This is a genomic window from Thalassobacterium sedimentorum (assembly GCF_031127905.1).
Taxonomy (GTDB): domain Bacteria; phylum Verrucomicrobiota; class Verrucomicrobiia; order Opitutales; family Coraliomargaritaceae; genus Thalassobacterium; species Thalassobacterium sedimentorum.
In genome coordinates, this window is sequence record NZ_JARXIC010000001.1 from 167880 (window position 1) to 194225 (window position 26346).

Annotated in this window: 16 protein-coding genes; 9 read left to right on the forward strand and 7 right to left on the reverse strand. The window is 47.7% G+C overall.

The genetic code is table 11. The features are described from left to right. Positions 1-18: 18 nt before the first annotated feature. The 4 genes from QEH59_RS00585 to QEH59_RS00600 form a co-directional block, all read right to left on the reverse strand. Positions 19-1176, reverse strand: coding sequence for a glycoside hydrolase family protein (locus QEH59_RS00585; protein ID WP_308983409.1), 1158 nt, complete (start codon positions 1174-1176; stop codon positions 19-21). Positions 1177-1323: 147 nt separating this feature from the next. Further along, positions 1324-2196 carry a hypothetical protein gene (locus QEH59_RS00590; protein ID WP_308983410.1) on the reverse strand — a complete coding sequence of 291 codons (873 nt, stop codon included), beginning with the start codon at positions 2194-2196 and terminating at the stop codon, positions 1324-1326. A 177-nt stretch (positions 2197-2373) separates the two neighbouring features. Further along, positions 2374-4566: a sodium:solute symporter family protein gene (locus tag QEH59_RS00595; protein ID WP_308983411.1), complete on the reverse strand. Its 2193-nt coding sequence runs from the start codon at positions 4564-4566 to the stop codon at positions 2374-2376. Between the two features lie 51 nt (positions 4567-4617). Next, positions 4618-7725, reverse strand: a complete 3108-nt coding sequence (locus QEH59_RS00600; RefSeq protein WP_308983412.1) for a glycoside hydrolase family 2 TIM barrel-domain containing protein — start codon at positions 7723-7725, stop codon at positions 4618-4620. Between the two features lie 240 nt (positions 7726-7965). Here QEH59_RS00600 and QEH59_RS00605 point away from each other — a divergent pair, with 240 nt between their 5' ends. Then, on the forward strand, positions 7966-9990 hold the full coding sequence (locus QEH59_RS00605; RefSeq protein ID WP_308983413.1) for a right-handed parallel beta-helix repeat-containing protein: 2025 nt from the start codon (positions 7966-7968) through the stop codon (positions 9988-9990). A 261-nt stretch (positions 9991-10251) separates the two neighbouring features. On the opposite strand, the gene QEH59_RS00610 is transcribed toward QEH59_RS00605, so the two are convergent. Next, complete coding sequence (locus QEH59_RS00610; RefSeq protein ID WP_308983414.1) at positions 10252-12288, reverse strand: beta-galactosidase; 2037 nt, start codon at positions 12286-12288, stop codon at positions 10252-10254. 208 nt (positions 12289-12496) lie between these two features. Between QEH59_RS00610 and QEH59_RS00615 the strand changes: the two genes are divergently transcribed. The 7 genes from QEH59_RS00615 to QEH59_RS00645 all read left to right on the forward strand — a co-directional run bounded on the left by QEH59_RS00615 (position 12497) and on the right by QEH59_RS00645 (position 23289). Next, positions 12497-14554: a sodium:solute symporter family protein gene (locus QEH59_RS00615; protein WP_308983415.1), complete on the forward strand. Its 2058-nt coding sequence runs from the start codon at positions 12497-12499 to the stop codon at positions 14552-14554. 71 nt (positions 14555-14625) lie between these two features. Next, entirely contained in the window at positions 14626-15252 is a 627-nt protein-coding gene (locus QEH59_RS00620) for a DOMON domain-containing protein (RefSeq protein ID WP_308983416.1), read from the forward strand. A gap of 7 nt (positions 15253-15259) precedes the next feature. Further along, the gene (locus QEH59_RS00625) at positions 15260-17353 is read left to right on the forward strand and encodes a glycoside hydrolase family 52 protein (protein ID WP_308983417.1); all 2094 of its coding nucleotides are present in this window, start codon (positions 15260-15262) and stop codon (positions 17351-17353) included. Between the two features lie 97 nt (positions 17354-17450). Next, on the forward strand, positions 17451-18485 hold the full coding sequence (locus tag QEH59_RS00630) for a helix-turn-helix domain-containing protein (RefSeq protein ID WP_308983418.1): 1035 nt from the start codon (positions 17451-17453) through the stop codon (positions 18483-18485). Between the two features lie 292 nt (positions 18486-18777). After that, a complete protein-coding gene (locus tag QEH59_RS00635; RefSeq protein ID WP_308983419.1) occupies positions 18778-19455 on the forward strand; it encodes a hypothetical protein in 678 nt (225 codons plus the stop codon). A 623-nt stretch (positions 19456-20078) separates the two neighbouring features. Next, complete coding sequence (locus QEH59_RS00640) at positions 20079-22607, forward strand: FG-GAP repeat domain-containing protein (protein ID WP_308983420.1); 2529 nt, start codon at positions 20079-20081, stop codon at positions 22605-22607. Between the two features lie 31 nt (positions 22608-22638). Then, positions 22639-23289: a hypothetical protein gene (locus QEH59_RS00645; RefSeq protein ID WP_308983421.1), complete on the forward strand. Its 651-nt coding sequence runs from the start codon at positions 22639-22641 to the stop codon at positions 23287-23289. 150 nt (positions 23290-23439) lie between these two features. Here QEH59_RS00645 and QEH59_RS00650 read toward each other — a convergent pair whose 3' ends face one another. Next, positions 23440-24159, reverse strand: coding sequence for a type II secretion system protein (locus QEH59_RS00650; RefSeq protein WP_308983423.1), 720 nt, complete (start codon positions 24157-24159; stop codon positions 23440-23442). A gap of 50 nt (positions 24160-24209) precedes the next feature. After that, on the reverse strand, positions 24210-25382 hold the full coding sequence (locus QEH59_RS00655) for a right-handed parallel beta-helix repeat-containing protein (RefSeq protein WP_308983424.1): 1173 nt from the start codon (positions 25380-25382) through the stop codon (positions 24210-24212). Between the two features lie 476 nt (positions 25383-25858). Between QEH59_RS00655 and QEH59_RS00660 the strand changes: the two genes are divergently transcribed. Next, positions 25859-26290 carry a PEP-CTERM sorting domain-containing protein gene (locus QEH59_RS00660; RefSeq protein ID WP_308983425.1) on the forward strand — a complete coding sequence of 144 codons (432 nt, stop codon included), beginning with the start codon at positions 25859-25861 and terminating at the stop codon, positions 26288-26290. Positions 26291-26346: the final 56 nt, after the last annotated feature.

Sequence of the window (26346 nt, forward strand, 5' to 3'; positions counted from 1 at the left end):
AGGAATTCAAGCGATCGTCTAGTGCCCACACCATTTCAGAAAATCATCCACACTGACCGATGCCAAACCAGTTTGAGAGCGTGCCCCCCGGACGTAGGGTCTGTCTCGGTCATACCTGGGCTTTCCCGTCCCCCAGCCTTCGTAATACATGTAGAGCGTGCCCTCATACTCAAAGACTTCACCATACCAGATACCCCCCTCATCCCAAGTACCGGCAGGCCCCCGAAGAAAGAAAGGATGCGGATTATCGACCTTATTCCAGCTTAGCAAATCATCCGACCAAGCCACATGAAAGCGATTCGGATAATCCATGTGCCGATCACTGCACTGATACACCATATACCAGCGGTCCTTGAGCTGAAAAATACGCCCGCCGTGGACGGATTCACTATCGAAAGCGCCGTCCTGCCCGACATCCAGTACCAATGAACGCTCCGCATCAGGGAAATCCCGGATATCATCGACCACGGCCAGATAAGTCTTTAGCTTTGATTGATTGCGACGGCTGACGACGTCGTATTTCGTATTTCCATAGTAGATATAATACTTCCCCTCATGATAAACAACATCGCAGGGGCCAACACGACTCTGTAATGGATTGCTGAGAAATTTTGTAAAGTCGTCGCCTGGCATCGGACTAAAGGCCGCCGCAAGAGATCCGCCGCCACCATAGGATATCGCTTTGTAGATTAGATAAAGCGTATCTTCACCCTGCGCGTCCTGTCCCCAGACTGGAGCGCAATCAAGCAAATGCTTACCATCGTGGGCGTCGCGCTCGCCATGTATGAGTAACGGGTTATCCGGATGCTCCAACCAAGGCCCACGTGGTGAAAAATCCACTGCTGTCTGATAGAGCAAGCCAATAGAATCGTGGTAATAGTCTTCAGGGGCCCCTCCATGATTCGGGTAGAATGCGGAACCGCGAACATACATTCTCCACAACGAGTCAGGGGATTCCTCGGGCCTTAGAATTGCCGCGTTGGCAACATGTACCGAACGCCAATGCGGCGCCCCTTTAATTCCAAGCACGGGCTTTGGGGAATCCCGCTGCATCAGCATCTCTGAATCCTCGCTGTGCAAACTCAATGGCAAAACGAGAAGCGCGCAAAGCAATAAAGTGGCCAATCCAAACGCCTGAGCGATAGAATGACGCCAATGAGACAATACAATCTTCATACACGATCAAAGTTACAGAATTAAGCACGAGTGTCGGATACAAAAATACCTTCCCGTCATAAGACAGGAAGGTATGAATCGATTAAGATGATACGTATCGCGAACTCGCGCCTGACTATAGAGAGTCTCGACGTGCCATTAAAACAGTTAGCTGCGGCGACGCTTTAGCACGACAACCGAAAGGCAAGCAGACAAGCCAAGCAGCATCGAAAAGGACCGAATTTCAGGGATAATCGAAACGTTATCCAGATAGTATTCAGTTGTAGCATTAGAGTTCACTTTCATCCGGAACATATCGAGATCTGAAACGTCACTTCTAAAATCTAAATCCGAAGCGGATGCGATAACTGTTCCTCCAGTGCCATTCCACTCATAGACATTGAAGCCATAAGTATCGTTCAGTACGTCGATATCAATAATTTCAAAACGATACCATGTGTCATCCAGGATTGGAGTATCATCCAGCATTTCAGTCGCACCGTCATAATAGCGAAGAACATTGCTAGAGGCCTGACGCACATCCAAAGTAATGACCTCCGTCCCCGAAGAGTCAGCCAATACAAAAACAGGCTGCGACTCAACATTAGTTGTTTTAAAATCCCATGACATACTGTAACCGCTCCCCGTCATACTGGCCCCTAAGGCTCCGGTTACGCTTGTCGAGGGAGAACCTGTAGTCGTTCCGGTGTGATCCGTAAAATACAGATATGGTGAAGGTTTAAAAACGCCCGAAGGGGGAGTCACAGTACTATCAAACGACTGAAGCAGAGACCCACTGCCAGCGCTCCAAGGAGAGTTCTCCGTCGAAGCGGACACGCCGTATGCCGAAGATACATAATTACTACCGTACCAACCGGAAGCATTGGCATTCCCATTTCCATTGATACTGGAACCGTCAGTAGTCAGACCTTCAAAGTCGTAGGAATATGCCTGAGCAATGGAGGCAATACCTAAACTCGACAAAGCAAGGACAGCAATTTTTTTAGTAAGGAATAGTGATGATGTGGATATGTGGATCATGATCAATTGAGGATTATTAATAAAGAAAACAGGCGAGAGTAAACATGAAGGTGCAGCAACCTTCAACAATAAGAACTTAAAACTTTCAGCAATGTAACATGTAGCAAGTCACAACAGTAACTATAGTGACGCAACTCAAAGCTATTTACTATATTTAAAGTCACGGACATAGGCAAGCTAACTCCCCAAAGTGACCAGTAGATACAGACTAAAAATGACGCCTCCTGCCCCAATCATCACGTAGCCCTGCCCTATATAGTCAGCCTTGGTCCACTTGCGAAACTCCCAGTCAGTCCCGGGGAACAAGCGATCCTCATCACGGATTGAAGGATTGGCCCGCACTTGTTCCACGATGCGAGCATCCTCGTCATGGTCGCCGCGCGCAGGTGTGCGCAGGCGGGCATAAAAGAAATCCAGCTTTTCCTTAGATTCAGGCCGAGTGAATAGCGATATTCCAATAAGCAGGCCAAAGGGCACAATTAAACGCAAGATCGCAGTAAAGGTCTCATTCAACCCAAAACTGTTTGACTGCAGATCAACCCCCAACCAATCCAAAAGAACGAGTTCAACCTTGAGCATACCACTACCAGAGACATGTCCGTCCTCATTTCTAGAGAGCCCCCCCTGCCAGAAGATACTTCGAGGAGCGATAAAGTCACTTTTTACAAATTTCTCTCCCAGCTCCAAAAACTGTGGCCGGCGACCGGTGGCCTCTCCTCGTAATTGCAATGCGTCCCAAACAGCAATCTCTTCATTTCTAGCCTGCACATCAAACTCCTTAGCGGTGTAAGTTCGTTCGACATCATAGCCATGCGTCTGCATCGCCAAATAATCACTGTTACGAATCGAGGGTGACAATGGCAACAAGACAGGCAGAAGAAGCGTAAAAACAGTAGTCACCCCAATGGAAACCCACGCAGCGACGCGACTGGCCCTGCGCCAAATCATTCCCATCCAAAAGCAAGCGGCGATGACCGAATTAAAGGTCAACATAAAGATGAACAAGGTAAACACGTCATCAAGAACAAGCGCGATGGCAAGCCCACCTACGATATAGAACACACAGAAGAGTCGCCCCATAAAAATGTAGTGCTTATCACTTTTACCCGGAAAAAGAGGCTTATAGAAATTGTTCGTTAGTAGAGATGAACTGGTCAACATCAACGCATCTGCCGTCGACATCAGAGCGGCCATCAGACAGGCAATCATCAGCCCAACTAAACCGACTGGTAACAGGTCACGCGTAGCCATGCCCCACACCATATCTGGGTCTGTAACTTGACTACCATACAGCAGTAGTGTCATCATCGCAAGAAAGCCCCAAATCACTGAGCAATATCGTTTAATAAAAATCCCGGTCAAAAATCCGATGCGCGCAGTTTCGTCATCTTTAGCCGAACCAGCCGCAGTTAACTGATTTGCCTGAACGCCTGTATTTATCAAAAATAGGAGCCCAAAAGCCAAGATATAATACCAAGTAAACTGTGGCAAATTGGGAGATCCCAAGACCTCAAAAAAAGCTTCAGGCAAATTATGATGCAGCGCATGAAAGGTACCCATAAAACCATCATAGCCAAAAATAGAGTTAATTTTGATCATGGCGAACGGGATCAACATCAAGGTAAGTATGATAATAAAGATCCCTTGTATCATATCCGTAATGAAAGCCGCCTCTAAGCCACCAGAAACAGCATAAAGCAAAATAATGATCGCTAACGCAATAGTTAGATAGGTGCGATTAATCGTGCTAAAAGTCGCCTGAGGACGCATTTCAGACAGTGTTTGCAAGCGAGCTGTTTCTTCCTCTGAAAGTAAGCGAAAGTCCTGCTCTTTGAGTATTTTCCACTCTGCCGCCAGTGATTGCTCTTCGAGCTCAACCTGAGTGAGTGACTCTTGTGGTTTTTCTGCAATAGCGGCAATCGTTTTACTCATAGCAGTAAAACCAGCCGCGGCCACAATCATAAACATCAACGTTGAAATCACGGCGTAAAAGCCTGCCATACGCTTTGAACCATATCGTTCAGTGAAAAATTCAGCTAAACTAAGATAACGGAGACGACGATACCACATCGTGATCATCCAGTAGATCGGCATACTTAAAATACCACTAATAAGCCCCATGCCGATACCAGCGGCACCATTCGTACTGACCATAGTGGTGGTGGTGACGGCAGATTCCGCACTAGTCCCCTGCCCAAATGCAGCAAAAGTCTGAATTCCTTTTCCAAATTTACGGCCTGCCAAAAAATAGTCTTCTGAACTATTGATTCGCTTCATCGCACGAAAGCCAATCCACAGTACGACAGTAAAGTAAGCGATAATAACGATAATATCAACAATGGGTAAGCCAAGAAGCGTAAAATTAAACATAATAAAAATTTGTCTTGAGATGCGGGTATTTAACTAAGGTTAGAATGAATATCAGGAAGCTCCAAAGAGACGGCGCGCAAACTTACGAGCAACAGGATTAGTCAGCACTCTATTACGCAAGCTAACTTGGCAAACTCTCCAGACGCCCTTACCATCACTTCGTTCAATTGCAGCGGGGACAGGCCTCCAGGGACGTCCCCACCCACCATCACCACTTTCGAGAACAGTTTCCCAGGAATCTTCTAATTCGATCACCGAAGTCAGCAAAGGAGTCGTGTAGCCGCAGGATTCATCATACCAGAACTTGAAAGCGTTCTTAGAAAAACCACCCACGATAGCAGCTTTCGTTTGGCAAGATACAAAATGCCTTGGTCCCATACCGGCCTTGGCAATTTTAATGTCCGAATCATTTATTCGATAGCGACCAAGCGGAAGCGATAGATAAACAGCAGTCGCTCCATTGACAACAGCTTCCTTCACTATTGCGTCACGCGTATCATTGGTCTCCTCATCTACGATGAGAAGAGCGTCCGCGTTTTTAAGATCTTCATTCTGGCAAACACGTAAACCAATCGACTCAATGAATGGTGTCCATATCGCTTCATCTCCAAGAATACAGACCGACTTTTCTTCCTCCTCTAATTCGACAGCAAATACGGCAATCTCCATTTCGGTATCATGAATCGCCTCACCTGCCTTGTTGATTAAAACCGCTGCAACTTGAATAGAATCATCTTGGTCTACACTAGGAAGTGTCACCATAATATTTCCTTGCGAGCGAGGCGCACAGACAACGATGTTTGCCTCTTCCGTCCCGCTAGCAAGTAACTGACCATTTTGTGTAATTTGATACGCAAGTGTAGCACCTTCGAGTGTTTGATTCGTATCATTAGCCACCCAAAGTTCTATAGGAATCTCTTCGCCACTGAAGCCTGAGGCACGATCACTACGCAGTGAAACTGCAACAGGTGCCAGCGAGTCACGATAAGAAAACCAAGATTTCTTTGGGGTTCGATTTACATCCATTATCGCTTTCATCCAACCAGCAGGCCACGCGTCAATAAAGAGATGAATGGCAAATGTATTCATTCCATCCATACGTCGAAATGCATCTGTCATGATACGATTCACCCACTCTTGATGATCTTGGCTGGCATCAATCCATTCCGCAAGCGTCTCAGGCGTTGAATACCACAAATAATGGAAATTCATGGTCTGTGATTGAGTAATCACGCTAGGATTCCACACTTGATTGAGTGCCAACGATCCCCAACTTTCAGGATAGTTAGCATCCATCACTTCAAAAGAATCTAGACCTTCCGCACCAAATTCCCCACAACCATAATGCCAGCCTTCCTTGGCTGGCATCCAATGTCCGGCATGTACGCGCCCCAAATCGATACCATGCCCCAGATACCAACCACAATAACAGTGATTATCAGGCATACCAAATTTAGCAGGTGGATCATAATCGCCATCCACACACTTGATGACACGATCAGGGTTTTCTCGGTGAACCGCACAAGTCGCCATTTCAAAAAATGACTGCATATCCTCGCGATCGATGAATCGATGCGGGCGCCCACGACCGTTCGGCATAGGCTCATTTATAAATGAAACTAAAATATTACTAGGATGGGAACGAACCAATTTTTCCATTGCAGATGCTTGCCGCACGCACTCCCAAAACTGATTATGACGTATGGATGCGAATAAAGGTAAATCAGTCTGAAGCATCATTCCCAGGCGGTCGCAATATTCATACACCTCTTTTTGTACTGGATGCTGCGTTAAACGAAGGAAATTCATATTCGTCAACCGAGCGAGTAAGATATCATCACACAATTGATCCATCTCATCACGAAAGACACACATATCAAGGTGTCCCATCGTATTCGCACCGCGTAAGCGAATCTCTTCGCCGTTAAGAAAAAATTTCCCCTTAGGCACAGAAGTTTCACTTTGCTTAAACGATCGCATTCCAAATTGCTGCGAAGCATTATCGAGGACCTGCTCATTCACATCCAACAGGTCTACTTGCGCACGATACAACCAGGGGTGATCTGGATGCCAAATCTTTGCATTATCAATCGGGAGCGAGAAACGAAAATAATTTTTGCCCCCTCCAACCCGCATGGGAGACTCACTTGGCAACTCTTTATCCAAATCACCAAAGCCACCTTGTGGAACTGTAGTTGGATGATAGATAAAGTCTCGACAAACTTCCTCTTCAAAGTTCTGCCCCCAGAGGTTAAACCGCAGGCTCACTGCGATCTCTTGCTCCTCACTTGCATTGTGAACTTCGACCAAGACATCAATACGATCCAAATTTTCATTTGGACGAATAAATAAATCACTGATAACAAGGCTGGAGCGGCCCTCCAAGCGAAAGGGTTGCCAGATCCCCATCCCGGCAGGGCAGTGATGCCATCCATTCGACGGGTCATCGTATCCTAGGCCAGTTGCAGCATACACTTTGTCACCATCGATCTCTCCCTCCGCAAAGGCCTGCCCTAACATCGTGAAATCGTTTTCAACATAGATAAGCAGAACATTACCTCTCGCTTTTAAAACATCTGTAACCTCGTATTCAAATGGTTCAAAAATGCCTTCGTGCACTCCGAGACAAACTCCATTCAAATATGGCTTACAAATATAATCTACCGCTTTAAAGCAGAGAAATTGAGAAGGAAGCGCGGCGAGTGCATCGGGTGCATCAAACTCCACACGATACAGGGTAAATGCCTGCCCAAGAGGGGGCCCGTAATGCGGAATACTGACTGCCTCCCAATTACCTTCACCTTTAATTGCAGCACCTAGATCAACAGCGTCCCCCGCGGCCCCAACTCGCCACAAACATTCGCTAAAAACGTGTTCCTTACGCAGCTCAACTTGGCGCGGTGAAAAGTCGTTTAAAAACGGCTTCATCTTTTGGCGCTCAGCAGCCAAGGCAGCCTTTAACTCTGCCGCGGTCGACATCCTTGAAACACGCACAATAAAGTCCTGATCAGAGACCGATGATTTCAAGCTCAAAGATCTTTCATTCACTTCAGGAAGTGCTGGCGTCTTTAAACCATCGCGTTGAATTAAAGAAGAACCAGCAGCAATATCTGCAAAAATATCTGTTTCTTTCGGCATTTTCTCGGTCTTAATGTTCATTTAATTAAAAATTAATTAGCAGCTTTCATAAGATCCCACAGCAATTGCAACATAACAATGAAATTAATTGACTCATGCAGCAATATTATTGCATTAAACACACACAGCCTAAACAGCAGAAAAATTGTAAGAACAATAAAACAAAAAGACTAGAATGCATCAGTTAATGTAACATCAAATCAACACAGTACCGCCTAACACCAAGATACTCCCCTCACCCTTAACTCTTAAATTCCTAATATGCCCCAAGGCCTTAAGCTCTATTTAATTGCGTTACTAGCAACTCAGACAGCAAGCGCAGCAATTTTCTACCTGTCCCCTGCCGGCAATGATTCCAACCCGGGAACTATAGAAGCCCCCTTCGCCACCCTCGAGCGCGCACGCACCGCCACTCGAGCAACAAATGGCCCGAGCACCGTAATCCTCACCCCTGGCAGGTATCCACAAATGAAAACGTTCCAACTCGACGAACGTGACTCCAACACCACCTTTAGCGGCAAGGGTGCACTCATAACGGGCAGTAAAATTATACCCAACCAAGCAATTGAGCCCGTCACTGATCCAGCGATACTAAAACGACTATTACCCTCAGTTCGCGAAAAAGTAAAAGAAATCGATTTGGGCAAACTTGGAATTAACGATTTTGGTGAGATTGGTCCACGCGGATTCAGACGCCCATACGCACCAGCCCCCTTAGAATTATTCATTAATGGAGAGCCGATGAGTATCGCTCAGTGGCCAAACCCAGAAGAAGCCCCCATCCCTATCGGCAAGGTCCTAGATAAAGGCCCGGTCACACGTAATGGCGACAAACCAACACGGGGCGGCACTTTTGAATTTTCAACACAACGCCCCAATCGCTGGACAAGTGCTGAAGATGTATGGTTGACAGGTATCTTCAGCGTCGGCTGGGCGGACAATACGGTCAAAATCAAAAATATCGACCTCGAAAAACAGACCATCACTACCCAGCACCCCCACATGTATGGCTTCAGCTCTGGAAAGCCGTGGAACACCTGGACTGCCTTGAACCTACTAGAAGAGATCGATCTAGCTGGCGAATTCATGTCAGACAAAAGTAGCGGCAAAATCTACTTCCTCCCCCCCAACAATACGGACATGAGCAAGTGCCAGATCGAGGTGACAATAATGAAAGATCCCTTAATCAGCATAGAAGGTTCAACAGAGCTGATTTTAGATGGTCTCGAGATAGGATACTCCCGGGGCATGGGAGTTTACATCGAACGTGGCAGCAATAATCGCGTTCAAAATTCAACATTGAGTAACTTAGGTATCGTTGCGGTTTGCATCGGTCAAGGCGTCAAATCAGACACAGAATATCGGCACAATTTCACGGGGCAACCCACATCTCGCGAGCTAGGGTCATGGCATGAGCACCTTTACGACAACACGACCTTCAATCGGCAAGCTGGCAGCGGGCATGGTATCATCAACTGTGAAATCTACAATATCGGCGCCGGTGCGATATCACTCGGTGGGGGGGATCGACTTTCCCTAACTCCAGCAAACAACTTTGTCGATAACTGCCATATTTATAATTTTAATCGTTGGGATCGCACCTACCGCGGAGCGATCAACATTGATGGAGTTGGCAATCGAGTGAGCCACAATCAAATAAATAATGCACCCGGAGTCGCCATCTACCTACATGGCAACAACCATCAGATCGAATACAATGAAATCCACCACGTAATGCTGGAAGGTGACGACATGGGCGCCTTTTACATGGGGCGAGACCCTTCAGAGCGTGGCAACGTGATTCGCTACAACTACTGGCATGACATTGGTGTCGCACACTCAACTTACGCGCTCTATTTTGATGATTACGGAGGCGATGGCAGTCACGTCTACGGCAACGCGTTTGAGCGAGCGGGTACTAAAGCCACAATATTCATCAATCACAGCAGCGACATTCTAGTGGAGAATAATTTGTTCATCGACTGCAACGCCCCCTTTCGAATCAATGGCAACATTCCCGAGCAAGAGGAACTATTCAGCAAGCGCCTCGCGGCAGTTCGCTTTGATCAGCAAGTTTGGACACAGCATTATCCCAATTTTAAAAATTATTTTAAAGTTGAAAGAAGGCGCAACATCATACTAAAGAACAATTTAGTAATCAAAAGCAATGACCCATACCTTGCAGACGGAATCAATGGCGACTTCAATCTAAACATTGAAAATGAGACAGATTCAGCCAATTCCCACATGATCCCATTTGATAAAATAGGACGCCAAAAGTTGTAAATATACGCACAACTAAGCAGTGATCACTCCAAACTGATCTAGCCGCAATCCCACAAGCTAGACTGATCAGTCAAAATTTAATACAACAATTTTATTTATGTAATATTTCCATTTCATAAAACCACTTTACCGTGCAACAACCATAGGACGGCATGTATTTTTTTCTCAGTAGTCTGTGGCAACAGCACATTGACACTGACGCACATCCCTAAAGTTTCGGAAGTAAAATCGCATTGGATAAAATGCCATACTCTGAACACTTTAAGAGCGCACAATAGCGACACCGAACGCGGGCACAGTCAAACTACCATCACAATATTTTTCTGTAATCAATTCTCGCCCAAGCGGTAATCCTTCGACCAATTTCATTTCGGGATAATTATTTAATACGAAGGTTAAGCGTCGATCTTCTGCACGACGTTCAATGATACAGACGTTGAAATCCGCCACGCCCAGCGTTTCGAGACCAGACTGCTCACAAAGCATCTGCAACAAAACGGAGGCGCTGCTCGCATTCATAAAGCTGCCAAGATAGAAGGCTTTGCCCTTACCAAATACGTTGCAAGAAAGCCCCACTGTTCCCTCAGCGGCTTCAGAGCCAGGGTTGGCTTCAAAACGCCAATGCGCCAGCGGCTCAGCAGTCACACATTTTATGATCTCATAATAATCGGCCGGCAGCTCGAGACCAGCCCCTTTCAGGCACATTTTGCGATGCTCAGTTTTGCCAAATCCTTCCACAGTGATTCCAAGCACCTCACTTAACAACCCGGGCAGCGTTTGCTCTATGGCATGATTATTCACATCACGTTGCCCCGTTGTCGCAGTAACTAAGAGCACCCCACCCGCGGCGACGAAGGCTTCAATTTTCTTGGCACGCACTGCATCAAGAATGATAGCTGATGGCACGATTAGCACTTTTAAGCCCGCATAACTGTCGGCTTCATTCACATAACCGACTGCGATCTTACGCCGCATCAATTCTGCCAATATTAATTCGCGCTGAGCATCGGGCTGTGGCCTCGAAAAGTTCATAACTGCATGTGCATGATCCTGCTCATAGCCAAAACTGATACCGACATCCACGCGCTTGGTAGTACCCAGAATCTCACTACCTATCCTTTTAAGCTCTGCTCCCTCCTGAGTAAATTCTTCAAAACGACGGCGTGGCACGTTGTCGTGATCCAAAATACCATGCCAATGCAGCTCAGCACCGTAACGGCACGTGCGCCAGCGAAAATGTAACATACCATCGGCACCGTGTGCGATGGATTGATAAGCCCACAAGCGCATGCGCCCAGGTTCGGGTGTGGGCTGCAAAAAATCAAGCTGCCCACCAGGCCCACCGCATTGCTCCGGCACCAGAAAGGTACCAGTCGCCTGACGGCAACGCTCGTTGAGCTGACTTGCCCCGATGAAACACTCTGGCTTAGTGCCCCAAAAGGCGGGATACACATCCACCGACAAGAAGTCCAGATCTTCGGCGAAGGTATAATAATCTATATTATAAAACACACCATTATGGGTGATCCACCAACTGGGATTTACCTCACGTAATATCTCGACTTGTTCACGTTGAAAGGAGGTAATCGAATCGCTCAGAAAACGACGATAGTCCAGTAATGCGCTCGGGTTGCAAGGAGCGGGCTGACGCCACTTCTTAGGGATTTCAATTTCTGTAAAGTCGTCATATTGCTGACTCCAGAAGAGAGTGCCCCAAGCGTGGTTTAACTCTTTAACGGATTGATTGTATCGCGCACGAAGCCAATCACGGAAAGCAATTTGACAACTCTCACAATAACATTCGTCCACGTGACAGTAGAATTCATTATCGGTCTGCCAGCCGATTACCGCCGCATCATCCTTAAAAGCCTCGGCCATGGCACGTGTGATACGGCGCGACTCCGCGCGAAACTCCGGATGATTGGTGCAACAATGCTGACGGGTACCATGTGAAAAAGGCACGCCATTGCGATCCACACGCATCCATTCGGGATGATCCCGGGTCAACCAACGCGGAGGCGTCGCTGTCGGCGTGCACAGGATAGTGTCGATGCCTTGAGCCTTCAAAGCCTGCACCGCCGCTTTAAACAGACTGAAATCAAACGCACCTCGCCTAGGCTCCATCAAAGTCCAGGCAAACTCCGCCATGCGCACCACATTAACATGCGCCTGAGCCATGAGGGCCGCATCGGTTTCGATCCAAGAGCGATCCCAATGCTCGGGATAATAACAGGCTCCAAAAAGAAACTGGTCAAATGTCGAAGGCCTTTGGTGACGAGGTAAGCTAAGCTGATTCATGGTATGTTAAAATCGTAAGCGGCGGGATTAATCACGCCCGCAGTCAATTTGCCAACTGATGCAGACCGCATATACGGGGCGGACTTCACCAGTAAGCCCCCTACGTAGACTCAATTCACCGCATCAATCAAATACACAGCACGGAGCGCCCTATTTGCAACAGTATAAGATTTGATCACCTAGGGGTCTAAACGGCAACATGTGTGCAATGTTTCCTTTAGCCCTTACCAACCTGAGCGCCATTGACCTGGCTATCGTAGGCGTGATCTTAGCGATCGTGGTCGGAGCCTCGATCTATACCCGCCGTTATACCCGTAGTGTCGCCGACTTCCTATCAGCCAATCGTTGCGCAGGTCGCTATTTACTCACACTGGCTTCTGGAATGTCGGGACTGGGCGCAATCACAATCGTCGCACAATGGGAACAAGTCTACCAAGCAGGCTTCTCTGCGGGCTTTTGGGGGCAAATGATGGCCCCTCTGGGCCTGATTCTCGCACTCTCAGGCTGGATCATTTATCGCTACCGTGAAACGCGCTCGATGACGCTGGCACAATTAATGGAAAAGCGCTACAGCCGAAAATTTCGAGTCTTCTCAGGCTCGCTGTGCTGGATTAGTGGAATTCTGAATTTCGGCATTTTCCCTGCCGTTACCGCCCGCTTCTTCATCTATTTCCTCGATCTCCCAGTACACACATTCGAAGTCCCTGGACTGGGCCTGACATTAAACCTGACACTTGGTATCGTCATGGCCATTGAACTCGTTTTCGCAGTCATGATCGCACTGAGCGGCGGGCAAATCTCTGTAATGGTGACCGACTTCATCCAAGGGCAACTGAGTAATATTATTTTCCTAGCCTTACTCGTCACCATGTTGCTGCTGTTCCCTTGGGATGTCATCGTAGAAACTCTAAAACAAGCGCCCGAAGGCCAATCCAAGCTCAACCCTTTCGATATCGGACGTCTACCAGACTTTAACATCGGGTTCTTCATGATGATGCTCTTCATCACGATTTATAACTTCATGGTATGGCAAGGCACACAGGGCTACAACAGCTCGGCAATCAATCCTCACGAAGCGAAGATGGCCGGAATTCTGGCCCAATTTCGATCGGGAGTGACCTATCTACTCATCCCACTGGCAGCCATCTGCGCCTACGTGCTCATGAATGCACCCATCCACCAAGCCGCCACGCTCGCCACGCAAGCAACGCTCGACGGCCTGGGAGATGCACAACTCGCGAAGCAACTAACGACCACTGTGGCGCTCTCAAACGTATTACCAGTCGGCATCATGGGCTTGTTTGCCTCCGTCATGATCATGGCCGCGGTCAGTACAGACACCACCTACCTGCACTCTTGGGGGAGTATTTTTATTCAAGATGTGCTCATGCCATGGCGCCGCTTACGAGGACATCAGGATCGGCTGACTCCGGAAAAACACCTACGCTGGCTAAAACGCTCCATCATTGGCGTCGCCATCTTTGGCTGGTGCTTCAGTATGCTGTTTCCGCTAAAAGAGTTCATTCTGATGTATTTCCAAGTTACGGGTGCCATTTTTCTCGGTGGCGGTGGTGCTGTTTTAATCGGCGCACTATACTGGAAACGCGGCACCACTTCGGGCGCATGGGCCGCAATGATCACAGGCTCTTCACTGGCAGTCAGTGGCGTGCTGATTAATAACGTGCTATGGCCCAAGCTGCTGCCTGTAATTAAAGAAAATTATGCCACAAATGAATGGCTGACCAAGCTGCCGGAAACCTTCTGGCTAAATGGCATGCAGCTGGGTTTCCTCGCCTCACTCACTGCCATCGCGGCATACATCATCGTATCTTTAATGGCACCGAATCCCGAGATCGAAATGGACGAATTACTACATCGAGGCAAATACTCAGGTGTCGATCCCGAAGGCCCGGACCATATCGCGCCTCCCAGCACTGGCTTGGCGGCCTTGGGCTTTACTAAAGAATTCACCAAGAGCGACAAGTTCGTCTACGTGCTACAACTCGCCTGGGTGGCGTTCTTTTTCTTCTCTTTCGTCACCATTTGCGTATGGCAAATCTTTCAAAAATGGTCGGAAGATTGGTGGGCGAATTGGTGGTATTTCAATCTGCTGTTTACCGGTATCGCGGGTGCGATCACCACCGTCTGGTTCCTAATTTGCGGCACATTCGATCTCAAACGTATGTTCCTGCGCCTAAAAACAATTCAACGTGATGAGAACGATGACGGCACAGTGGAAAAACACCTGACAGACAAACATTCATGACACGCACTCACTGCATATACAGCGCGTTTTTAACGCTCATCTGCCTGTTCTTATTCACCGCTTGTACTACGATGAACAATACACCCACTACAAACACCTTCTTACTGCCAGCGAACGAAGTGGAAACGTTTAAACTTTCACAACCATGGTTTGACTCCTTGCAAGACGATTTCCGCGAGGGCGCAATCGAGCTTCATTGGACACCTCAAGCACTCATCATCAATGCCATGCTCAACGATGATGACATCTACACCACCTCCGCCGCCGATAACCAACACATGTGGGAGCTCGGCGATGTGTTTGAGGTATTCCTACAAATCGAAGGACATGAAGACTATTTTGAGCTGCACATAACACCCGCCAACACTCGCTTCCATGCACATAAACCCAACGTGCCCGGCAACGATCCAATTACGGGCGAATGGAAATCCATCGATCACTGGCTAGTCACCCCTGTCGGCTTCGATGCACAAGCAAACTCCAGCGAAGACGGCTGGCAAGCCGCCCTACAAATCCCTCCCAGTGTGCTAGGTCTCACAAGCTTTCAGCCAGGCACCTCACTCCGAATCGCATTCGCTCGCTACGACGGTGCACCGGGACGTGAAGCGACGCTCTCGGCCAGCTCTCCTCATGCACAGAGCGATATAATTACTTTTCACATCCCAGCAGACTGGCACCGCATCGTGCTGACCCAATAGCTTTCCTATGAGACTCCCCACCGAGAAAAATTCCTTCCATGCCCAACACTCTGCTGTAGGCGCACACAGTTCGTTCACCCTAGGCATGCATGGAGCCCCTGGCGGCCTAGCTCTGGAAAAGGGGCAACCCGCGGACGGCGCAGTCTACGTGGGCACCATCGTGAATGATCAAATCACTGTGCTACCTTTTTTTGAGCACATGAACAATTCGGAAATCGCACGCTTCGATCACCAAAACCAGCCCGAGACCTGCCATGATGCATTGACAGTGCTAGAGGCTAAAGACATCACCCGCGATTATCGCTTTGCCAGCGATCACTTCATCACCGACGACATTCACTTCGAAGTCATCTCTCCCTTTGGGGACTTACCCGACCCTAGTACAGCCGATCAAGCCACAAATAAGCGTGCGGCCTGCCCTGTCGTCTTTGCCAAACTCACAGTCGACAACCGCCAAGGGAAGCAAACTAAAACGGCACTCTTCGCACTGGGCGAACACGGCTGTCCGATGCCCATCCACGAACCCGGCAAGTTCACTGGTTTCCTCTTCGGCAATGGAAATCTCGGCTTCGCCACCGATGCCCTCGTGGAACCACTACAGACATTTGACTTATCTAAGGCTAAAAAGCCCGATGGCACGCAACTCGTACCACGCTTCGGAGGCAGTTACGGATTCATGATGGATGTAGCTCCTGGTGAGTGCCGCGAGATGCATATCAGTCTCGGCACCTTTCGTTCCGGCACCGCCACACTAGGTCTCGAAATGCCCTACTGGTACACACGCTTCTTTACCAATTTACGCGATGTGCTGGAATATGCACTCGAACATAAAGATTGGTATTACCAACAAGCCGCTCAACGTGATGCCGAACTGGAGGCCACCACACTCAGCGATGCACAGAAATTTCTAATCGCGCATGCCTCTCACTCTTACTACGGCTCCACCCAGTGGTTTGACGATTCCGGCAAACCCTTCTGGAATGTAAATGAAGGAGAATACCGCATGCATAACACTTTCGACCTAACCGTCGACATGCTCTTCTACGAGATGCGCTATTCTCCATGGACAGTGAAAAATGTATTGGAAACCTTCATACAGCGCTACTCGTACTACGATGAAGTTCGACTCCCCAACAGCGACACGACCTACCCTGGCGGCATTAGCTTTACCCACGACCAAGGCAATCACAACAACTTCTCCCCCGAAGGTTACTCTAGCTATGAAATCAGTGGCATCGACCGTCGCTGTTTCTCTTACATGACACATGAGCAGCTCGTCAACTGGATCTGCTGCACCGGCGTCTATGTCTGTCAGAGTCAGGACCGTGCGTTTCTGACGCGTCATTTAAAGACAGTCAAAGACAGCTACACTTCCATGCTCAACCGCGACCACCCAGCCCCCACACAACGCACCGGCGTGATGGGCTGCGAATCCAGCCGTTGTAACGGAGGCGGCGAAATCACCACTTACGATTCACTCGACAGCTCGCTCGGCCAGGCACGTAACAATCTCTATCTCGCAGTCAAATCATGGGCGGCCTATCTCGCGCTCGCCGAGCTCTTCCGACAAACCGACGAAACCGTGCTCGCACAACAAGCCACAGCCTCCGCCAAACTGTGTGCCGCCACCGTCATGAGCAAATGGGACGATGTTTTAGGCTATATCCCCGCAGTATTCGAAGACGACAATCAGAGCGCAATCATTCCAGCCATCGAGGGTTTGGTCTTCCCCCAAGTAATGGGCCTAAAGGATGCCATCGCCTTGGAAGGACCACACGGAGCATTCATTGCCACCCTCAAACGTCACTTTCTCGCGATATTTAAACCCGGCATATGCCTCTATCCCGATCAGGGATGGAAGCTCTCTAGCACCGCCGACAACTCATGGATGAGCAAAATCTGTCTCAGCCAATATGTAGCGCGCAGCGTATTTGGCATCGACTTTGGTCAAGAGCAAGCTGCCCACGACCAAGCTCACATGGACTGGCAAATTTTCGGCTCCACCTTCAATGCATGCTCCGATCAATTCAGCAGTGGGAAGGCCATGGCCAGCCTCTACTACCCACGCATTGTCACTAATATTCTGTGGCTGACTGAATAAACGATCCTAATTCATAATGATTATATTTTGCCGCTAATTGCTAAATACAACAAACCTGTTTAGTTGCATATAAAGACTAGCAAAAATCAATCTAGATATGCCACGCAATCTCACAACGTACACCAAAGCCGCCCGAGCTGGCATACTCGATCTAGTAAAAAATCTGGCAGAAAATGCACCTCTGCCCTCCTTAAGGCAGCTGGCCGATCAATTCGATTTACACTCGACCACCATCTTCCGCCTCCTCCACGATCTCGAAGCTGAGGGCTATGTATGGCAAGGTCCCAACCGTCGATTTTATCCCGTCAGTGCACAGAGTCACACACTGCAAGGTAAGCCGATTTGCTTTATCGGTCGACAAATTCAGGACTGGAGCCAGCTCTATCAAGAAATCTTCGAAGGTGTCACTGAAATTTGCACGACGAATGGCAGCCCCCTCATTTTACACTCCTCCCCCACACTTGTGCAGGTCCCCGTTGAGCTAGAACCAGCTATTATTGCAACCGAAGCGGAGCAACAATCCGAACTGCAAAAATTGCTCAAAACGATCCCCAAAGGCTGCGCTGGCTTTATCTTTGACCACCTATGGTGTGATGCCGCGCTCGAACAGATCCCCTTTTCACGCAATCAATGCATACAACTGCTAAGTGGCTCCGAAACACATGCCAAAGTCATCACACCCAATTACTCCGCTGGCGCACAACTCATAGCCGACTACGTACAGTCGCGCGCATTCAATCAAGTCTATCTCGTTGAAAGCACTCCCGAGGAACCGCTCTTGCATCGCAGTGTGGCTCAGATGCAAGAGACACTAGCGACTCTATCCACTCATAGCCTCTCGTATTACGACGAAAAAGCTGTGAACGAATTGGTTCGTCAAATTCCACCGCATAGCTGCTTTATATGTACGGAGGACAACACCGCCCTCGGCCTCGCTTCCCGCATCCGAGAGGCCGATCGAAAAACCGTAGAGATGGTTGCCATCCAAGGCACAGGTATCGTGACAGCACCGCACACACGTTTACGCTACGACTATCGCCGTCTCGGCCGCTCCGCGGCCTCCGGTATTTTACACGGCACAGCGATCAAACAAATGGCTCCGCGCTTAGTGACGCAACAGGAAGACGATTAGTTCACCCTAGCAACTAAACTCCCTCATATACTAAACACTGCCGCGCAAATAGAAATAGCTTTGCAATTCAGATATCAAACGATGGTCAAAATCACTCCCCTTACGGCACCAGCATTCTCGAGCTGGGTGTAAGTTCGCACCGAATTCGTTAAAATCTCATAAGTCGCTCGCTAGCAGAGAGCAATCTATTCGCAACAACCACAAAATTGACCCATAAAGAATCTGGTTCATATTCATTTTCACAGTCACCACATGTAATCACAGAACCACCCCCAAAAAAATCAAGCACACTATGAAAATGATAAAGTCACTACTCACCGTAACCACACTTAGCGCCAGCACACTCGCGCTCACAGCCCAAACAATCATTTACGAATTTAATTACGATGGAAAAAACCCATCATCAGATACAGCAGGTAGTGCATTGAATAGGTCGTATTCAATTACCGCAGATGGCGTCGAAGGCAGCAATGCAGGCAATGCCACTTTTGACTCCACTAATGCCTCAGGCAGTTTTTCTTTCGGACAAACGCTTAGTAATGGTAGCAACGGAGACACTGCCGACAGCACAAATGCCTCGGACTATATTCTCAGTTTTGATGTAAAAGCAATTGGTCTATTAGCTGGGCAATCCATTTCAGGGCAAGCCCAACTCTCCTTTAATTTCTCCGATCAAATTACAGCAAGTGGTTCAAACGCGATCATTATTACAGAGACTTTTCAAAGCTATACACTCAACTTAGGCAGTGATTTCAATACTGTAGCCAACATTAATATCGCAAATATTAATAATAACATGCAGTTTCGCATCGATGATTTTTCCGCACATGAACACTTTGGCTACGATGCGGGTAACTCCATTATATTCGATAATGTTAAACTCACTCAGATCCCTGAGCCATCTACATATTCAGCAATCGCCAGCCTATTGGCACTTGGTTTAGTGATGATCCGTCGGCGCGGCGAGTAACAAAAGCAACTTCCCATATAGGCTGAGTCCCGTCATAGAATTATGACGGGACTTTTTTTGATATCCATCGTCACGAACAGAAGAAGGTCTGCATGGACAGATAAACTCTCATCATCCAACCATACGCTAATTTTCGCAGAATGATTAAGTGCCGGATCTTTATCGTATCGCTCCCCCCATCGTATAATGAGTCCCAATCAGAATCACGTCCTAAAATGCAGAATTGGACGTCTCGAATGCGCTACTTCGTCGATATAAGACAATAGACAAAATTAAATTTCTCACGAGAGACAATGGTATACTTATAATATACTTATGACTTGCTAACTGAAAACAAGTGCGAGTAACATCGGCAGCCAGATTCGCATATAACCCAAACAGTAGCCAAAATGTCTCAGAAATCCCCCATTATTCTGCTAACTTTAGCAATCAGTCTTTCGACCAATATAACAAGCTACGCAAATACCATACATAGAGTATTGCCACAACTAAAGACCACGGAACAGACCATTCACCCAATTCCACTAGGCTTCACCTCTCGGAGCCTGCTGCCCTCAGTGACAGAGGGCGTAGCCCCTTGCGTAATGGTCAGTAACCACGGAGCGTACTTAGCTAAGCGAAACGTGCTATACACTCCAGTCGCAAAGGACGGAAAAAATAACTTTTGGTCATTACCCGCCGATTACCCTATTTATGATGTAGGAGTTCAATTTGATGGCCTGAAAGGCAGTCGTTACATCCCAATCACTCGCAATGATGGTATCTACGATTTAATTCGTCCAAGTGATTGGATGTACCTCAGCCAAAGCGGCACCCCTGAATCACCTCAGTTCCAAGATAGCTACAAAATCGAATTTGATGGTCCTGTCCCCAAAGGTAAAGAGTGGATTGCAGATGTCGATGGAGACTCCATCCCAGACTTACTAATTGGCGCCAAAGAACCCGCAGAATCCCAATTTCAGATGTATCCGAACCATGAAGAATACGGACATCCATGGTCAGGTATACTTAATCCCAATCTCGGAATGCTACCCGATTCAGATATTCAAAATTTTCGTGGCTATGATATTGCTGGCAACTGGTTAGGTAGTCCAATCACACGTTACCTCTGGTGGGCGAAAGGCCGGTTCGAGGACAGCCGCTTGACCTTTGGTCAATTCAGCAAGGTACGTTACGGGTCAACCGACTACGAGCTACAGTGGCGCAGCTATGGCTTCGACCTACACCCCGTGGTGATTGAGCTTCAGGATGGCCCTATAATCGTTCTATTCACAGACAACGACAAAGCGATGGGAATGCCTATCAAAGAAATAAAGAATGGCTATCTTCATGTAGGCAAGGCACGCCCACTACTCAAAGACGCCGCCACATTAAAATCAGCAGTTCACCCCAATGTCATCGGCATCGCCGATCTAAACTCAGATGGTCAAGATGACATTGTGATCGGATCGGGAGCGAATGGACGACTGACCGTATTAAGCGGGGGGGAAATTGGCGAATTTGTCGAACTCGGGAACATTTTCCATACTGGAGGTGAAGTCTCCGCAGACACACTCGCGGTCCCCGCTCGTCAAGACTGGAACCAAGACGGCTACCCAGACTTAATAATCGGAGACGGATCAGGGGTATTGTCACTTCGCCTCGGAACAACAGATTCAACCATCTACGACAACTACGTAAACTTTAAGACAGCCTCTGGCTATATACGCCACCGCCCAGTGGATGGAAACCTCCAAGGCGACAATGAAACGGCATGGAGCTACACCCAACCGGAGGTCTTCGACTGGGACGGTGATGGCAATCTCGATATTATCACAAACGACAATGAAGCGAAACTCTTCTACTACCAAGGTACAGGCACGAGCAACCTAGTGAAGGAACGTCAACGCCTAATGCTGGGCAACAAGCCCTTACCTACAGCATGGCGAACTCGCCCAGCTGTCATCGATGGCAAATATGGCATCGCGGGAGATACCCGCAACACACTCCTGATGATACAGTGGAACAGCGACTTTGGAATCGCAATTCCAGATGCCCCAGGAAGCCTCAATTTCGAGCGCATCATCCCCCTCAAAGATATCACTGGCGAGACAATCAATCTATCAGGACCAGGTGGCAACTCAGGACGCATAAAACTCTCGGTAGCTGACTGGGACCAAGACGGAGACTGGGATATTGTGTTTAGCAGTCAGAAATCACTTCAAAAATTCTTTCGCTTAAACGGAAACGAATCTCCTACTGCGGCCGCGTTCTGGATGAGTAATGAAGGCACGAACGAAGCTCCTGTCTTCAATCTACCACAGATGATTACCTTTGCTGACGGCACTCCAATAGCAATCAACAAGCACAACTTCAACGTCTACCCGACCGACCTTAACGAAGATGGCGCACTCGATATCATATTTGGAGACGACGAAGGCTTCTTATTCTACCTCTATCGCAAAGATCTCGCATGGAACGAAGACGTCACAGCGGAGAAGGAATTACGCATTTCACTAAATAAAGCCAAAAAGAACACAGGTAATTTCAAGTCAGGCGATACGATTGCCAGCGACGATTGGTCAAACAATCGCTCGAATGATCCGTTCTGGGCCGTCAACAGTTGGCTGCACACACAAGATAACATTTTCCGCACAACAAACGGAAAAATGCAATTAAGAGGCAATCCACCGCGGGTGTCAGAGACGAAGCGCTACCTAGCGACTCCAATCGATTTCAATCCTGAGGCCCCTATAAAACTACACTACGCCACCACCTTCAGACGCATCGACTCTCGCAACGCGGGAGGCAACGAATTCCTGGAAATAATCAATTTAAGATCGTCTATTAATGGCAGACCTCTAGCCGCGGTTGGCTTCAATTCCTCCGAAGAACTTGAAATTAAGTCACTCGGCGAGAAGCACACGGTGAGTAATGCAAAGATTCGGCTCAATAAAGAATACACAATTGACGTCGAACTAGCCCTAAAACCATCTGGGACAAAAGATGTCATTTCCGTAGTCGTGTCTGAGAACAATGGATTGGAACGCAATGAACTGCCACGCGGACGGCTTGAAACCGAGATTCACGGCGTAGCTGATCTTCTAGAAATCGAAATTGGAAAAAATGCCGGTCGTCTCGAGCTCGGCCCCTTCACGCTCCGAGCCAAATAAGATGACATCAGATTGAACAATTCTAATCCCCATGAGACACAGCAAGCAACTCAAACGATCCTACTGCATTTTAATCCTCCTAGGTGCACTAAACACCAACGCAAAAACCATCGAAACAATGGCGACTTTAGGTGGATACATAAAATCAGATTTGGATGGAAAAAATGCCAGCTTTATATCGTCCGAAGATACACAGATCAACTTCATAGGTGCACTGGGCAAAAATGGCGCCCGTCAAATCATATTCGGTTTTAACTTACCGTCTCTAAACGGAAAATTCAAATCTGCAGTAGTAGAATTCGACATGCGAAAACAAGATGCAACTAGTTCCTTCCCATGGTTCAATATTGATGCTTATGGGTTCACTCATAAGCCCACCATTGACGACCTATATATCGGCCCTCTCGACCAGACAAAAGTATTACTAGCGAACGACCTAATGAGCAATCAATGGACACAAAATGGTGAAACCATCCAAATCGATGTGACCGATTATTTAAACAAACTTTACCGCGGCAGAACAACGAGCGAAGAAAACTTCTACATACGCCTCAATCCCGACGACCCCGATGGAGACCTAAGCACCGGCGACATGCGCGAGGGTAATTTCGCACGCTACCGCCCATTGATAGGCACCAAAGAAAACAAGAGTTCTGCCATTCTCAAAATTTTAACGGACTAGGTAGTGTAGGAATCGTGCAATACAAATTCCCCGGATCCAAATCGTTTTTGTAATGATCAGCACAGCATGCGTAGATGCTGCACGTCAGAACAGCTTTTCCCTTCGCGGAAAGGGAGTTTTTTTGAACTTCCGATGAATACGATTCTAAATTTAATCAATTTCAACCCCACCGCGCCAAAATTGCAGCGCCTCTAACTCAGCTAAATCGGTAGGAATTTGGCTGACTTCCATTTCAGTGACGTGACCATCGAGAAATAAAACCAGCACTGAGTCGTTAAATACGGGCGTTACCACATTAGCGTAACTTTCACTAGCACTCGCACTAAAGCTGTTCCCATTCCAGACACCATTTAACAAGAGAGCAGTTTTCGATGGATTAACCGCCTGCAGCGGCGTTCTGGCACCCACATTTACATTTTCACCAGGATAACCACCAATACGTTGATTCATACCATAAGTCCTCAAATCAGGGACATCTTTATCATATATTTTAGGAAATTGGGTGCGCTGTTGAGGACACCCCAGAACAGTGGCTTCCAACATACTGTCAGCATCCGTCTCAATATATCCATCGCGAAACAATTGATTCGCCCAAGAGCCCATAGTACGCCCCTGGCTATCTCTGCGAGTTGAATAAGCGAAAGGCAACAGATTGTTATCCTGGGCATATAGTGAAATTGAAGTATGCAAGGAGCGAAGATTAGAGACACTCTCCGCCTTTCTGCCTGATGTTCGAACTTGAGCAACTGCAGGAATCAAAATTGCAGCGAGTATGCCAATGATAGCGATCACGACCAAGAGTTCGATCAGAGTAAAGCCAGGCAGTCGGCGCTTAGGATGCTGTTGTAAGCAATAGGTTAGAGTAGTCATATAATAGCAGTGGGGGTTGTTAACTGAGGTAGTAAAATATATTCAAGAATTCATTGGTATTTGAGCTGTGCATAACGCTCAATCGCGTCACGATCAAAATCAGGAAAAGGAGACTTATCCATATTTCGATATGCAGCTTCAGCCACAATCATGTTTTCGCCGACAACTGAATGTTGCCCCAACGACACTACAGGCACATCGGCGACATAGTTGATATGATTATTAACGAATAAGTTTTCACTACAGTCTGCAGCTTCATAAATCGCATGTGACATCGGTGGCTGATCGCCCCAATTAAAAATTGTATTACCAACAATCTGTACGCCTTTAGTATCTGAATGTAACAAGATACCAACACGCCTCCGCTCCTTCAAATCTCGCACCCCTGAATCAATAACTTCGTTGGCATTGATCGCCGCCCAATTCACATTATTAAGAACAATACCATCACTACGTTGCCAACAGAATACATTGCTACTGACATTTAACTCATGAGCATTCTCGACATAAACAGCCGATTGCTCGCATTGAAATGTTCGACAACCACTGATTAAAACACTATTGCTGGTTTGATGGACCTTGAAGCCATGACCACGCGATTGAAATGCAGTTGATGCGGTAATATTAAATACTGTCGCTTGGTGCACCTCAAAACCATGTCCACCGCCGATCGATGTACAGGCCGTCACTGTATTGGGAGGGAAATTACCAAGACGCCCCGCAAAAGCAAGATTCTCAAAAAGGAAATTAGCTCGTTGATTCTCAATAGCAGTACAATTTGAAAGGGTGCAGCAGGAGCTATTGTCTCGACATACAATCCCCGCATCAACACAGCAACTTGCTGTAACCTCAGCGACTCGACAGTCCACCGAATCACAAAGCATTACACCATAGCTAACGCGCCCCAGTCCATGAAGTGAAAGATTACGAACACTTGAAGCATTCGCACTAGCCATAACAATTAATGCCTCCCCGACAAACGTCGGACTTGGTACTACACGCGTTGCCGTTCCACTTCCCTCAAGATAAGTATTCGACCCCAAACTGATTGGTCGAGATATCTCTAGTTCATCTGCAGAAATGCGAAGTAGACCACCCCCTGCTAACATTTCCTCAACTAAAGGCCAGAGCATTTCGATGCTCTCCGATTCGGCATATTGCTCCGAAGAAAACTCAGAAATTAAAGCCCATTGGGATTTTTTTTTATATAAAACAATATTCATGCTTCAAAATTCACTGGAGTTCAATCACCTTGACTTCTGTATACCATTCGTATACCTAAAGTATAACGTCAAGCCATTTGTAGAATAAGAAAAACGATATCCAGCATCCTCGAGTAGCAGATAGAATACAAATCAAAACATTTGACACCAACACTGGTATACTGAAGATATTATCTATACTACCTAAACACCCCTCACCCCATAAAGAAATGCATACACACATCTACGCCCTCGCAGTCCTAATCACAACAAGCGCCAGCGCACAAACTATAATCAACGCAAAAGCAAGCGGCAGCGGCCACATAACCGCCGAATGGGACGGAGCAAACCCGAGCTTTATCGAAGCTAGTAGCTCGGCAATCAACTTCATAGGATCAGTCAACGGCACAGCTCCAGGAGATTCGCGACAGGCCTTCCTAGCCTTCGACCTACCCACACTTACAAGCGCCCCCACATCTGCAATAATATCATTCAATATGCGCAACGCTGACGCAGTCAGCTCCGCCCCATGGTTCAACGTAGATGCCTACGGCTTCACAACAAGCCCGAGTATCGCAGATACTTACATTGGCAGCGACGACTCTAGCAAAACAAAACTGTACGATAACCTGCTCACACCCGCCACCCAGAACAACGAAACGATCAGCTTCGAAATCGCCCCCTACCTACAGACCCTCTACTCTGCCGGCACCCCTACAGTGACCACCGTATATATACGCCTCAACCCCGACGACCCCGACGGCGACTTAGGAACCGACGGCGACGACTACGGCCGCTACCGCCCACTCCTATTCAACGGCCTCGGCGAGGGCATAGCCACCCTTAGCATCGTCCCCGAACCCTCAAGCTACGCAGCTCTGCTAAGCGCCATAGCGCTCTCACTCGCCACAATCTACCGCAGGAAGTAATTCGCTCAACAAGACAAAGCCCTAACGCCAGAGAAATAGACAGTGTGGCATCCAAC

What these genes read in the sequence shown, in the direction of transcription:
- QEH59_RS00645 (WP_308983421.1), top strand. Translation starts at nt 22,639, where the DNA reads ATGAGACACAGCAAGCAACTCAAACGATCCTACTGCATTTTAATCCTC.
- QEH59_RS00660 (WP_308983425.1), top strand. Translation starts at nt 25,859, where the DNA reads ATGCGCAACGCTGACGCAGTCAGCTCCGCCCCATGGTTCAACGTAGAT.
- QEH59_RS00600 (WP_308983412.1), bottom strand. Translation starts at nt 7,725, where the DNA reads ATGAACATTAAGACCGAGAAAATGCCGAAAGAAACAGATATTTTTGCA.
- QEH59_RS00625 (WP_308983417.1), top strand. Translation starts at nt 15,260, where the DNA reads ATGAGACTCCCCACCGAGAAAAATTCCTTCCATGCCCAACACTCTGCT.
- QEH59_RS00630 (WP_308983418.1), top strand. Translation starts at nt 17,451, where the DNA reads ATGCCACGCAATCTCACAACGTACACCAAAGCCGCCCGAGCTGGCATA.
- QEH59_RS00650 (WP_308983423.1), bottom strand. Translation starts at nt 24,159, where the DNA reads ATGACTACTCTAACCTATTGCTTACAACAGCATCCTAAGCGCCGACTG.
- QEH59_RS00605 (WP_308983413.1), top strand. Translation starts at nt 7,966, where the DNA reads ATGCCCCAAGGCCTTAAGCTCTATTTAATTGCGTTACTAGCAACTCAG.
- QEH59_RS00615 (WP_308983415.1), top strand. Translation starts at nt 12,497, where the DNA reads ATGTTTCCTTTAGCCCTTACCAACCTGAGCGCCATTGACCTGGCTATC.
- QEH59_RS00585 (WP_308983409.1), bottom strand. Translation starts at nt 1,176, where the DNA reads ATGAAGATTGTATTGTCTCATTGGCGTCATTCTATCGCTCAGGCGTTT.
- QEH59_RS00610 (WP_308983414.1), bottom strand. Translation starts at nt 12,288, where the DNA reads ATGAATCAGCTTAGCTTACCTCGTCACCAAAGGCCTTCGACATTTGAC.
- QEH59_RS00590 (WP_308983410.1), bottom strand. Translation starts at nt 2,196, where the DNA reads ATGATCCACATATCCACATCATCACTATTCCTTACTAAAAAAATTGCT.
- QEH59_RS00655 (WP_308983424.1), bottom strand. Translation starts at nt 25,382, where the DNA reads ATGAATATTGTTTTATATAAAAAAAAATCCCAATGGGCTTTAATTTCT.
- QEH59_RS00620 (WP_308983416.1), top strand. Translation starts at nt 14,626, where the DNA reads ATGAACAATACACCCACTACAAACACCTTCTTACTGCCAGCGAACGAA.
- QEH59_RS00595 (WP_308983411.1), bottom strand. Translation starts at nt 4,566, where the DNA reads ATGTTTAATTTTACGCTTCTTGGCTTACCCATTGTTGATATTATCGTT.
- QEH59_RS00635 (WP_308983419.1), top strand. Translation starts at nt 18,778, where the DNA reads ATGAAAATGATAAAGTCACTACTCACCGTAACCACACTTAGCGCCAGC.